The following is an 11,622-nucleotide window of genomic DNA, read 5'->3' on the forward strand; positions in this document are numbered from 1 at the left end:
GTTAAGTATTAATATTATACTGTTCAGCATAATTTACACCCCATTCATTCACACGGAGAACATACAATGACACCCTTACTTCCGGAAACGGAAAAGCCATGGAAGCAGGTTCGGCGCCAGTTCATAATGGAGGCCGTCGTCCGACTGCTGAACCGCGGTGAAGTGAATTCTCTCACGATGGATCGGGTGGCCGAAGAAGCGGGGATAACCAAGGCGACGATCTACAGCTACTTCAAGGACAAAGACGAGATGCTCTCCATGGCGAAAAACGAATCGATGCAGCCGTTAAAGGAAGCGATTCAGGAGATCTTCTCCAGCGACCTCTCCCCGGAGACAAAACTGGATTACATTGCCACAAGGTTTCTTTCCTACTGCGACCGGAACCGCGAGGTTCTCCGGGTCCTCCACATGGAAGGTTTGAAGGCTCCATCTCACAAGTACAGGGACAATGAGTACCTCGGGTTCATCGAAAACATCGTCCACATCATTGAGGAAGGCGTCCACAGGGGAATATTCCGGCCTCTCGACCCCCGCGGACTGGCTTACTTCTTCGTGGAGTCTCTCACCGGTGTCGTCACTTACAGGATCAACATCGGGGACACGACCCCGGTAGAAGAGACGGCCCGTCTCTTTCTGGAGGTCTTTTTCCACGGCGCTATGCCCCGGGCCGACGCTTAGAGAGCACAAATCGACATGCACTACCGTTATCACGCAAAACACCCCGTCCCCAGCACGGAAACGAACAACAGGAGGATGAACGTGAACCACTCCAGGACACTTCTTACGACTACATTTTTTGGACTGCTCACTGCGGTTTTCATGATGACCGCCTGCAAACAACAGCAGCCGATGGCTATGGGTCCCCCCCAGGTATCCTTCGTGACGATCCAACCGGAACCTGTAACACTGGAGACAGAACTGCCCGGGCGCACATCAGCTTATCTGGTTGCAGAAATCCGACCCAGAGTCAATGGAATCATCCTGGAAAGGGCCTTCACGGAGGGTGCCGATGTCCAGGCCGGGAGCCTTCTCTACCGTATCGATCCGGAACCCTACCAGGCGGTCTATAATCAGGCCGAAGCGGCACTGAGCGTCGCCGAAGCCAATCTTCCCGCCTTACGATCTCGTTCGGAACGTCTCAGGGAACTGGTGGCGGTCCGAGCCGTGGGAGAACAGGACGCCGAGGATGCTGAGGCGGCTTTCCGTATGGCGGAAGCCAACGCAAAAGCGGCCCGTGCCGCGCTGGAGAGCGCGAGGATCAACCTTTCCTATACCCCCATCACCGCCCCGATTTCAGGCCGGATCGGACGTTCCATGGTAACCATCGGGGCCATGGTGACCGCATATCAGCCGATGCCTCTGGCCGTCATTCAGCAGCTTGACCCGATTTATGTAGATGTTCCTCAAGCCACAACGGAACTGATGAAGTTCAATAACGCACGTAATAACGGCGATCTCGCTGAAGGGACGGAAAGCCGCGTCGTGCGGCTTCTGTTGGAGGACGGTACTCCCTATGCAAGGAAAGGAACCCTGAAATTCCGGGACGTGACTGTCGACCCCACGACCGGTTCCGTTCGTCTGCGAATGGTATTTCCCAATCCTGACCATGCGCTCCTGCCCGGAATGTTCGTCCGAGCCATCATCCAGGAAGGAACGATGGCGGAGGGTATCCTGGCACCGCAGCAGGGAATCACCCGCGACGCGTCGGGAGATCCCATCGCGTACCTGGTCAACGCGGAAAACACGGTGGAGGTAAGGTCGCTGAAACTGGACCGCGCCATCGGGGACCGATGGCTGGTCACCGCAGGTCTCACCCCTGGCGATCGCCTGATCGTGGAAGGAAGACAGAACGTACGGCCCGGTTCCCCGGTGACGGCCGTCCCCTTCGCTCCTGAGGAGAACGCCCCGAAACCCGAACAACCGACCGATAGCAGTTCACCGGAATCGGAGTAGAGGAGGACCTCCATGGCACGATTCTTTCTCGACCGACCGGTCTTCGCCTGGGTGATCGCCATCGCCATGATGGTGGCCGGAGCCCTGGCCATCTACAACCTTCCCATCTCCCAGTATCCCCCGGTGGCTCCGCCCTCCATCTCCATTACCGCCATATATCCCGGCGCATCCGCCAAGACGGTGGAAGACAGCGTCATTCAGATCATTGAGCAGAAGATGACGGGCCTGGACCGGATGATCTATATGTCTTCCACCAGTGAATCTTCAGGACGAGGCCAGATTATCCTCACCTTCGCCGCGGGAACCGATCCCGATATCGCGTGGTCGAAAGTCCAGAACAAGCTTCAGCTGGCGATGCCCATGCTTCCCGAAGTGGTGCAGCGCCAGGGCATCTCTGTGGCTAAGTCGACGCGCAACTACCTGATCATCGTCGGGCTCACATCCCCTGACGGAAGCCACGATCAGAACGCCCTGAACGATTACCTCCATTCCCAGGTTCAGTCCGTCCTGGCACGCGTCCCGGGCGTAGGAGAGGCGGAGGTCTTCGGGTCCCAGTACGCTATGAGAATCTGGCTCGACCCTGAAAAACTGACCAAGTATTCCATGACGATCAGCGATGTGGTTACGGCCATCCGCTCGTACAACGTGGAGGTCTCCGCGGGCCAGTTCGGCGGCGGCCCGGCGGTTCCCGGCCAGCGCCTCAACGCCTCCATTCTCGTCCAGTCTCTTCTCAAGACACCGGAAGAATTCGCCGCCATCCCCCTCCGTACCAACCCGGACGGCTCTGTCGTTCGGGTGAGAGACGTGGGCCGGACCGCGCTGGGGACCGATTTCCAGGAAGTCTCGGTAAAGTACAACGGGCAACCGGTGGGAGGCATCGCCGTGCGCCAGCAGCCCGGCGCCAACGCCCTGGACACCGCCAACGCAATTAAAGAGAAGATGAAGGAACTTTCCCATTACTTCCCGCCCGGCATGGAAGTGGTCTACCCCTATGACACGACCCCCTTTGTGAAGGTGGCGATCGAGGAGGTCTTTAAGACCCTCATCGAAGCCATCATCCTCGTCTTTCTGGTCATGTACCTCTTCCTGGGCAACATACGGGCCACGCTGGTTCCCACCATCGCCGTCCCGGTGGTCATCCTGGGTACCTTCGGCGTTTTGGCCCTTCTGGGCTTCTCCATCAACATGCTGACGATGTTCGCCATGGTTCTCTCCATCGGCCTCCTTGTGGACGACGCCATCGTCGTCGTCGAAAACGTGGAGCGGGTCATGGAGGAGGAAGGTCTACCGCCCCTGGAGGCCACAAGAAAATCAATGGACCAGATCACAAGCGCCCTTGTCGGAATCGGCATGGTTCTCTCCGCGGTCTTCGGTCCCATGGTCTTCTTCCCCGGCTCCACCGGCATCATCTACCGCCAGTTCTCGGCCACCGTCATCGCCTCGATGCTCCTCTCCGTTCTGGTGGCCCTTATCCTGACGCCGGTTCTCTGCGCTTCCCTCCTGAAACCGACAGGGAAAGGCCATGCGGCTGCCGAGGGGGCCTTCTTCCTCTTCCGTCCCTTCTTTCTCTGGTTTGACCGGACCTTTCACCGGTTACGGGACCTGTACCAGGCCGCTGTCGGCCACATCCTGGGACGCAGGGCGCGCTACGTCGTTGTCTTCCTGCTCATCGTTGTCCTGACCGGTTTCTTCTTTTTCCGGATGCCCACCTCTTACCTCCCCGACGAAGATCAGGGGATCCTCCTGACAATGGTTCAGCTTCCCGTGGGATCAACACTGGAGCAGACCCAGGAAGTCATGGAGAAGGTCCAGCACCACTTTCTGGTGGACCAGAAGGAGGCGGTCAAGTCCGTCATGGCCATTACCGGATTCGGCTTCTCCGGCCAGGGCCAGAACCAGGCTATGGCCTTCGTCATGTTGAAGGATTGGAACCTGCGCCAGAGGGACGATCTCCGCGTCAAGGCCGTCGCGGGGAGGGCCATGGGATTCCTCATGTCCCTGACGAACGCCCGTGCCTTTGCCTTCCCGCCCCCGTCGATCATCGAGCTGGGGACCTCCACCGGCTTTGATTTCATGCTTCAGGATCGAAGCGGTCTTGGACACGAAGCCCTGATGAAGGCACGGCTCCAGGTCCTGGGGATGGCCATGCAGGACCCGCGGCTCACCTCCGTTCGCCCCAACGGTATGGATGACGTTCCCCAGTACCAGGTGGAAATCGACTGGGAAAAGGCCGGTGCCATGGGGGTTCCCGTGAGTGCGGCCCAGATGCAGCTGGCCGCCGCCTTTGGAAGTGCCTATGTAAACGACTTCATCCACAATGGACGCGTCAAGCGCGTCTACGCCCAGGTGGACGCTCCCTTCCGGATGCTTCCGGGGGATATCGACCGGCTCTTCGTCCGGAACATGGTCGGATCCATGGTGCCCTTTTCCGCACTGGCTTCCGGCCACTGGATCTCCGGTTCTCCCCGTCTGGAACGGTACAACAGCTTCCCCTCCCTCAATTTCCAGGGAGAGGCGGCTCCGGGGCACAGTTCCGGCGAGGCCATGGAGGCAATGGAAGAGATCGCCTCAAAGCTTCCCAAGGGCTTCGGCCACGAGTGGACTGGCATGTCCTACCAGGAGCGGATGGCCCAGTCCCAGGCCGGGCTCCTCTACGCCTTCTCCATCTTTGTCATCTTCCTGGTCCTGGCGGCCCTCTACGAGAGCTGGACCGTTCCCATCTCCGTCATGCTGGCTCTCCCCCTGGGCGTCATCGGCAGTATCGCAGCCACATCTCTGCGCGGTCTTCCCAACGATATCTACTTCCAGATCGGTCTCCTGACGGTCCTGGGCCTCACGACGAAGAACGCCATTCTGATCGTCCAGTTTGCAAAGTTCCGCATGGAAGAGGGCATGGGATTGCTGGAGGCCACGCTGGAAGGCGCCCGTCTTCGACTGCGTCCCATCGTCATGACATCACTGGCCTTTGGCTTCGGCGTTCTTCCTCTGGCACTGGCCTCCGGAGCCGGCGCCGGGGCACAGAACGCCATCGGTACCGCCGTCTTCGGCGGAATGGTGACGGCCACCTTCCTGGCTATCTTTTTTATACCCCTTTTCTATGTCCTTGTTGTCCGCATCTTCGGGCGAAAAGGGAAGGAGCCTTATCCTCCGGATTACGAAACATCACCCGGCATAGCGCCGAGGGAGCAGTAAGATGAAAAACCGATTCCTATCCTCATTCATCCTGGTCGCAATCATGATCCTGATTCCGGGCTGCACGATGATCCCGGACTACGTCCGCCCTGAACCGCCGGTCCCTGACACCTGGCCGGAAACAGAAGGATCTGCCTCTGTGTCAAATCCGGAACATCCCATTCCGGACAGCTTCTGGATGGACTATTACTCGGACCCGCAACTTCAATCCGTCATTGAGCTGGCTCTGGCGAACAATCGAGACCTCCGTCTGACAGCCCTCAACATAGAAAAGGCCCGGGCTCTCTATCGAATCCAGCGTTCAGAGCTGACTCCATCCTTCGGAATGCAGGTTACGGGAGAGAAGTACCGCCTGCCGGAGCAGATGACGGAAGACGGCGTCGCGGAGACGGTGGAGCAGTACTCGGTTCAGGTCGGGTTCATATCGTGGGAACTGGATTTTTTCGGCCGAATCCGAAGCCTTAAAGAAAAGGCTTTGAACCAGTATTTCGCGCTGGAGCAGACCCATCTCGCCGCCCGGATCTCTCTGATCGGAACCGTGGCCCAGACCTACCTCACCTGTGCATCGGACCGGGAAAATCTGGCCCTGGCCCGGGAAACTCTCAAGACCCAGCAGACATACCTCGACATGATTCAGAGAAGTCGAGACCTCGGGCTGGCGACGGATCTCGATCTCAGCCAGGCCATTAGCCAGGTCGAAGCCGCCCGGCTGGATGTATCCAGGTATGAAGGGTTGACGGCCCTGGATAAGAACGCCCTGGATCTTCTGGTTGGATCCACCGTCGATCCGGACCTTCTGCCGGCATCCCTGCCGGACCTGTCCGGGTTTCATGCCATTTCTCCCGGCATACCCTCTGATGTGCTTCTCCAGCGTCCCGACATTCTCCAGGCCGAGTACCTGCTGAAATCGATGAATGCAAATATCGGTGCCGCACGCGCCGCGTTCTTTCCCCGGATTTCCCTGACAGCAGGTTTCGGGACGATGAGTCCGGAACTCTCGGGCCTCTTCACATCGGGAAGCGGGACCTGGACCTTTGCTCCTCAGCTCCTTACTCCAATCTTCGCGGGAGGCCTGCAGCTGGCCCGGCTGAAAGCTGCCAGGGTAGACCGTGAGATGGCCGTGGCCGAATACGAAAAGGCCATTCAGACCGCGTTTCGCGAAGTCAGTGACACCCTGACTCTTCGTGCATCCTTCGCAAAACAGATCCAGGCTCAAAGATCACTCGTGGAGGCCCTGGACCGGACCTTTCAACTCTCCAAAGCCCGTTACGACGCCGGACTCGATGGATACCTGGGCGTCCTCGTCGCACAACGATCCCTGTACGCGGCGCAAAAGGGCCTGATCGCCCTCCGGCTCGCTTCCCAGGTGAACGACATCAATCTGTACAAGGCGCTGGGCGGAGGAAAAACGGGAGCAAATCCTGAGGAAAAGACGGAGCCCGCGGGGGATGAGATAATCGAATAACGGAACTCCGGAATGAACCGGGGACACGTATCCAGTACATGTCCCACGTTCACTCGGGATAGGGAGATCGTACGGGGAGAGGAGCAGGGATTCGACGCTTGAGCTCAGTATCATTGAGTGAAAGCGCGGCGAACGGGAGGGTGCGTGGGCAGTAAGCCTACCCCAAAGGGGTGAGAAGACCTGCACCCCAGCCATAGCCAAAGAAAAAGCTCCCGGTAGGGAGCTTTTTGTTTCTTTGGCTGTCAATGGCTGGGGTGCAGGGATTCGAACCCCAATTCTTGGATCCAGAGTCCAATGTCCTGCCAGTTGAACGACACCCCAGCAAGCGGGGCCATTATACGTGAGGGTCTATACCTTGTCAAGGGAAGTCAGGGGCTCAGCATCGCACCTTTTCGTCTTTCTTGTTCATCTCGTCATGTTCTGATAGGATAAGAGGGTGAAAGTTCAACTGGATCTTGCCAGCGATGAAAGCGTCCTGGAGACGGCAGAATCGGTAATCGAACAGTTTCTCGAAACGCTGGACTGGAACGAAGATGAAATCTACTGGTTTTGCCTGGCAATCCGAGAAGTTCTGATCAATGCTATCGTCCACGGAAACGGAAGAGATCCCGAAAAAAAGGTATTTCTTACCGTTGAAAATAATGGTGAATTCGTCAAGGCTACAATCATCGACGAGGGGAAGGGATCGGAAATCCCAAAGATTCCGGATGCTCTTTCTCCCCAGAACCTTTTAAAGCCTCACGGCCGGGGATTATACCTCGCCCAGCAGATCGTCAATAAAATCCAGATGACCCGAACCCAGAGTGGCGGGCTGGAAGTTCAACTCTTTAAAACCATGACACAGGGAGGAAGCAATGAAAATACGCATCGAAGAACAGGGTAACGTATCGGTCATCCGTCTGGACGGGAAACTCACAACTGGATCCGGCGATGTCAGTCTCCGTCAGACGATTAAAGACCTGCTCGACAAAGATCGCAAGTCGATTCTTATTGACATGGCCAGGGTGAAGAACATCGATTCCGGCGGCATCGGTGAAATGGTCTCCTCCTATACGACCGCCAAAAATCGCGGCGCCGCCCTTAAGCTCCTCAATATGCCCGAGCGTGCCATGGCCATCTTTCATATGACTCAGTTGATCACCGTATTTGAAGTCTATGAGGATGAGAAGGAAGCTCTGACCTCTTTCTGACTCTGACCTTCCCGTCCCATCCATGGGACATGAACCCCTGTGTCGTCCCGGGAAAAGGACGTGTGGAACGCAAATTTACTGGCATAAGGATTGCACATAATCGGGCGAGGAGGACAACATGAAACGATTCGCACTCTTCTTCGCAATACTGGCCTCAACAGCTCTCTTTGCTGCCGAACCCGGAGTTTCCTACATCCAGTACCTTGAAAATGAAGGATTGATCGTTCCGGCTCGGAATGGCGAAACCATTGCCGCACAGGTCAACCTTCCCGTATACCCCGGGGACACCCTGAACACCCGGGACAGCGGAAGAATGATCGTTGCTCTCAGTGACGGAAATCTGGCCTTTCTTGATCGACAGACCCGTCTGGACATGCGCGCACTCGCCTACACTGATGGATATCCGGATCGTCGGACCTATCTCTTCCTTCAGAACGGATCCACGGCCTTTTACTCCCCCATGGAAGCCTATTCCGGGGAAGTGCCCGTTCTTGGATGTTCCTTCGCCGATCTCTATCTTGGCCAGGCCACACTGGCTCGTGTGGATACGGGGTCCCGGAGAGTAACCGTCAAGGTCTTCGATGGTGAAGTGGAGATTTCCACATCCCGGGGTTCCGCCACAGTGGGCCGAAATGAAATGGCCTACATTTATGAAGACGGGTATATTGAACGTTTCGGACTGAGGTCCCGGAGCCTGGATGATTTCGATCGCTGGTTCCAGGCCACCATCCAGCGCCGGAACAACTCCGAATCCCGTCGATATGCGGGGGATTCGCTGGGTTCCTACAGCTATGTTCTGGATGACCATGGTTCCTGGGTCTACGTTCCCGAATATTCAACCTATGCCTGGCGTCCCGTTGTGACCGTCGAATGGCGGCCCTACACATCCGGATACTGGTATGACTATCCCGGGGGCTACTACTGGATGTCCTACGAACCCTGGGGGTATGTCACCTACCACTACGGCCGATGGGTATTTTCTCCATCGCACGGCTGGATCTGGTTCCCCGGTTACGTGTGGTCCGGTGCCTGGGTTTACTGGTCGGTTGGCCCCGGATGGATCGGGTGGTGCCCCATCGGATACTACGACTGGTGGTGGTGGGGGTATGACCCCTGGTACTGGAGACCCCCCCATTGCTGGGATTGCTATCACCGTATCCATGGCTATACCTCCGTATGGGCCGGAGACCGTAACCCATGGATCGTCGTATCTTCCGGCGGATTCCTCGCCAGGGACCTTCCCCACCGGATCTACTCACCTGAACAGGTGGCGAAAATTCGAAATGACAAGGCCATCGTCACGACGCGGCACCTGCCTTTGACGACCGATGAGCTTCGGGATCCTTCGGCGGCATATCGGCGTCTATCAACGAATGTTAAGGACCAGCGAGACGTCACCAGTCTCTTCTCAGCCAGGGAAAAGGTATCCCTGTCCTCGGAGGGCCGTGAGCTTCTGCAGTCCAGCCTGGTCCGTACCGGAGAGGGGAAGGACCCCTTTGATTCCTTCCGTCCTTCAAACACAGTCTCACGCACTGCTCTGACGGAGCGGACCAAGACTGCAGAACCTGTGCATCCCAGCCGATATGATCTCACCCGGTCCAAAAGCACCGCGGAGGGAGTCACGGGTAGTCGAGAGATTGGAGCCGACACCCGCCGTTCCGGCGATGCGACGGCCGAGGGCACGAGAAAGATCACAGGACTGGATCGATCCCCCGTGAACGAGCGTCCCTCTGTAGACACGAGCCGCGAGAGAGGCACCTCCTCCCCGACCGCCGTTTCGCCTTCCCCAAACCGTGACCGTACGCCGGTTGCCGGATCTGGCGGTTCCGGATCGTCCCGAACGGACAAGCCTTCCTCTTCCACGACGACTCCTCCCTCCCGTGAACCCTCCTCCACACCATCCACCGGTTCCTCCTCAACCTCCCCTTCGTCCGGATCCTCCTCAACCTCCCCTTCCTCTGAAAAGCCTTCATCCAATGGAACCCAGGGCAGGGCCTCTTCGTCCCGCGATACGATCTCTCTTTATCAGAATTCCAGTTATCGCTCACCACTCGAATCCCATCCATCTTCTACAACCTATTCGTCCGGGGAACGTACATCCGTTTCTTCAGCGCGGGTTACCGATCGCACGCCCATTACTCCTTCGAATACAACCTACCGATCCGTGGATACCAGCCGGACCACGACGACACACAATTCCAGTCCGGTAACGTCCCATAGAGGTTATACTTCGACCTCTTCCCCGCAGTCTTCCCAATCCTCCTTCTCCCGAACCCTTTCCCGGGTCATCCGAACGATCACGGGAGGAGGTTCCAGCACATCCTCAGGTAAAAGTTCATCCACCCGCTCGAAATCTTCTTCTTCCAGCCGTTCCACCGGATCCTCATCAAAATCGAGTTCTTCGTCTTCTTCCGGACACTCGGTATCCCATAGTTCACGGCGTTGAGCTGACTCCTGATTTGTTTTAAAGCCCCGGCTTACCATGCCGGGGCTTTTCCATGTCTTTAAGGATACGTATAATGTTTCCGATGCCTTCTCCGACACGCCCTCCCCGCTCGCAGTTCATCGACGTCTATCTTCTTCTGGCGGGCATCTATCTCATCATCCTCCCCTGGACAGCCCGATGGATCCTCCATCCCGCCACCGTGATCGCTCCCGATCTCATGACGTCCTCCGCATTCAGAGGTTTCCTGACGGGGATCGGCATTCTCCATCTCTATGCTCTCGGGTTACGCCGTGGCTGATCATCCTTCTTCACGACCCAAACGGCTTCTTTCGCCTCTGGCCTGGATTATTCTCATCTCCGTCGCCGGCATTCTTTCTCTACTTTATGGCTTCATCTCCACCAACGTTCACTCTGTCGCGGAAGGGCAGGTTATTCGGAGTGCTCAGTTATCTTCAAAATCCCTCACCCGGTTGATCCAGAAATACGGCATCCATTCCGTCATTTCCCTGCGGGGGGAACACGAGGAAGACGAATGGTACCGAAAGGAGAAGGAACTCTGCGACACCCGCGGCCTGACCTATATCGCAATCGAAGCCAGCGCCTCCCGCCTGCCGTCGGACCGCACCATCCGCACCCTGCTTTCCATCTGGAATTCATCCCCACGTCCTATCCTGGTTCATTGCCATTCCGGAAAGGACAGAACGGGCCTGGCGGCAGTGATCTTCGAAATCCTGAATGGAGAGCCGCTTCCAAAGGCTCTACGCCAGCTGTCCTGGCGAAAACTCCATTTCTGCAAAAAAGAGACATGTCCTCTCCACAACTTTTTCGCCCGCTACGAAACCTTCCTTCAAAAGAGCGGTCAACCCCATAGTGCGAAGCTGTTTCAGACCTGGTGCCTCGATGATTACTATCCGCCCCCCTATGCAAGGAAGATCGAGGTCATCACCTTTCCGGGACAGATCGAACCCGGGGCCTCCTGCAAAGGAGTCGTCCAGGTGACGAATCTGTCCGATCAGGCCTGGATGATGCATTCCGAGACCCTGAAGGGAATTCGATTCGGGTTACGGGTTCTCGGCCCTCTGGAAACCCTTCCACCTGTTGCGGAAGAAGACCTGGAGCTTTACTTTCACAGGCACAGGGCGGAATCGAATGACGTCCTTCGCGTCGGCATGGAAGAAGATCGCTGGGAGCCTGGGGAGATGCGAGAGCTTACCTTCACCTTTCTTGCCCCGCCTCATCCGGGGACCTACCTCTATCAACTTGATATGGTGGATGAAATGGTTACGTGGTTCTATGTTCGAGCCACACCGGCAACGTATCGCTTTGTGGACGCTCGAGGGACAGACCCTGCCCTTTAATGCTTCAGGGAAAGCCTT

9 protein-coding genes and 1 tRNA gene are annotated in these 11,622 nt (G+C 57.1%); 9 read left to right on the forward strand and 1 reads right to left on the reverse strand.

All coding sequences use genetic code 11. The annotated features are described in order from the left end of the window. The first annotated feature begins 66 nt into the window (after positions 1-66). The 4 genes from PLD04_09345 to PLD04_09360 all read left to right on the forward strand — a co-directional run bounded on the left by PLD04_09345 (position 67) and on the right by PLD04_09360 (position 6,610). On the forward strand, positions 67-678 hold the full coding sequence (locus PLD04_09345) for a TetR/AcrR family transcriptional regulator (GenBank protein ID HXK68536.1): 612 nt from the start codon (positions 67-69) through the stop codon (positions 676-678). Between the two features lie 81 nt (positions 679-759). Further along, positions 760-1,953, forward strand: coding sequence for an efflux RND transporter periplasmic adaptor subunit (locus PLD04_09350; protein ID HXK68537.1), 1,194 nt, complete (start codon positions 760-762; stop codon positions 1,951-1,953). Between the two features lie 12 nt (positions 1,954-1,965). After that, positions 1,966-5,145 carry an efflux RND transporter permease subunit gene (locus PLD04_09355; GenBank protein ID HXK68538.1) on the forward strand — a complete coding sequence of 1,060 codons (3,180 nt, stop codon included), beginning with the start codon at positions 1,966-1,968 and terminating at the stop codon, positions 5,143-5,145. Between the two features lies 1 nt (position 5,146). Next, entirely contained in the window at positions 5,147-6,610 is a 1,464-nt protein-coding gene (locus PLD04_09360; protein HXK68539.1) for an efflux transporter outer membrane subunit, read from the forward strand. Positions 6,611-6,856: 246 nt separating this feature from the next. Here PLD04_09360 and PLD04_09365 read toward each other — a convergent pair. After that, positions 6,857-6,931: transfer RNA gene (locus PLD04_09365), tRNA-Gln, on the reverse strand. A 115-nt stretch (positions 6,932-7,046) separates the two neighbouring features. Between PLD04_09365 and PLD04_09370 the strand changes: the two genes are divergently transcribed. The 5 genes from PLD04_09370 to PLD04_09390 all read left to right on the forward strand — a co-directional run bounded on the left by PLD04_09370 (position 7,047) and on the right by PLD04_09390 (position 11,604). Further along, positions 7,047-7,493: an ATP-binding protein gene (locus tag PLD04_09370; GenBank protein ID HXK68540.1), complete on the forward strand. Its 447-nt coding sequence runs from the start codon at positions 7,047-7,049 to the stop codon at positions 7,491-7,493. Next, complete coding sequence (locus tag PLD04_09375) at positions 7,465-7,800, forward strand: STAS domain-containing protein (GenBank protein ID HXK68541.1); 336 nt, start codon at positions 7,465-7,467, stop codon at positions 7,798-7,800. Before PLD04_09370 ends, PLD04_09375 begins: the two co-directional genes overlap by 29 nt. Before the next feature lie 118 nt (positions 7,801-7,918). Continuing rightward, positions 7,919-10,246: a hypothetical protein gene (locus PLD04_09380; protein ID HXK68542.1), complete on the forward strand. Its 2,328-nt coding sequence runs from the start codon at positions 7,919-7,921 to the stop codon at positions 10,244-10,246. An 82-nt stretch (positions 10,247-10,328) separates the two neighbouring features. Beyond that, complete coding sequence (locus PLD04_09385) at positions 10,329-10,544, forward strand: hypothetical protein (protein HXK68543.1); 216 nt, start codon at positions 10,329-10,331, stop codon at positions 10,542-10,544. Then, on the forward strand, positions 10,537-11,604 hold the full coding sequence (locus PLD04_09390; GenBank protein HXK68544.1) for a tyrosine-protein phosphatase: 1,068 nt from the start codon (positions 10,537-10,539) through the stop codon (positions 11,602-11,604). Before PLD04_09385 ends, PLD04_09390 begins: the two co-directional genes overlap by 8 nt. Positions 11,605-11,622: the final 18 nt, after the last annotated feature.

Source organism: Thermoanaerobaculia bacterium, assembly GCA_035593605.1.
Classification (GTDB): Bacteria; Acidobacteriota; Thermoanaerobaculia; order UBA2201; family DAOSWS01; genus DAOSWS01.

Excerpts from the sequence above, each read along its gene's own strand:
- PLD04_09345 (HXK68536.1), top strand. The coding sequence starts at position 67 with ATGACACCCTTACTTCCGGAAACGGAAAAGCCATGGAAGCAGGTTCGG.
- PLD04_09355 (HXK68538.1), top strand. The coding sequence starts at position 1,966 with ATGGCACGATTCTTTCTCGACCGACCGGTCTTCGCCTGGGTGATCGCC.
- PLD04_09360 (HXK68539.1), top strand. The coding sequence starts at position 5,147 with ATGAAAAACCGATTCCTATCCTCATTCATCCTGGTCGCAATCATGATC.
- PLD04_09375 (HXK68541.1), top strand. The coding sequence starts at position 7,465 with ATGAAAATACGCATCGAAGAACAGGGTAACGTATCGGTCATCCGTCTG.
- PLD04_09380 (HXK68542.1), top strand. The coding sequence starts at position 7,919 with ATGAAACGATTCGCACTCTTCTTCGCAATACTGGCCTCAACAGCTCTC.
- PLD04_09385 (HXK68543.1), top strand. The coding sequence starts at position 10,329 with ATGCCTTCTCCGACACGCCCTCCCCGCTCGCAGTTCATCGACGTCTAT.